A 659-nucleotide genomic window follows, 5' to 3' on the forward strand; every position below is an offset into this window, starting at 1 on the left:
ATAGTCAGATTTGTATAAGAGAACGCCGATCATCTGCGCGGCGGCCCTCCTGCTGTGCGTCGTCGGTGTCCTGATCATCGCCGCCCTGGCGGCGCCGCGCGGCGGCCGGCGAAGGTCGTTCCGGCGGCCGGGGGGATCCGGTGTCGGCGACGCCGGCCGGACGGCTGCGCGATGGCCATTGGGGTCCGGTCGGGTCCGGCGCGACCCCCGGCTCCCCGAGGCCGCCGGTCTGTTGGCGGCCTGTCTGGCGGCCGGTGCCTCCCCGATGGCCGCCGCCGCGGCCGTGGGAGCGGCGTTGGACGGGCCCCTGGCGACCGCGCTGCGCCGTGCCGCCGCCGAACTGTCGCTGGGCGGCGACCCCGACCGGGTGTGGCCCCGGCTCGGGGAGATCCCCGACGCCGCCCGGTTGGCCCGGGCGCTCCGGTTGGCCGACCTCTCCGGGGCCCCCGTGGTGCGCACCGTGGCGCTGTTGGCCTCCGAACACCGGGCCCGGGAGGGGCGGGCCGCCCGGGCCCGGGTCCACCGGGCGGGCGTGCTGCTGACCCTGCCGCTGGGGTTGTGCTTCCTGCCGGCCTTCCTCCTGATCGGTGTGGCGCCGGTGGTGGTCGGGCTCGCCAGGACGCTCCTGTGAGCGGCGGCACGGTGACCCGCCCCTGCCC

1 protein-coding gene is annotated in these 659 nt (G+C 77.4%); it reads left to right on the top strand.

All coding sequences use genetic code 11. The features are described 5' to 3' along the window. The first annotated feature begins 10 nt into the window (after positions 1-10). Positions 11-631 carry a type II secretion system F family protein gene (locus tag FNQ90_RS25860; protein WP_182608523.1) on the top strand — a complete coding sequence of 207 codons (621 nt, stop codon included), beginning with the start codon at positions 11-13 and terminating at the stop codon, positions 629-631. The last annotated feature ends 28 nt before the right edge of the window (positions 632-659 follow it).

This window comes from Streptomyces alkaliphilus, from assembly GCF_014141535.1.
Classification (GTDB): Bacteria; Actinomycetota; Actinomycetes; order Streptomycetales; family Streptomycetaceae; genus Streptomyces; species Streptomyces alkaliphilus.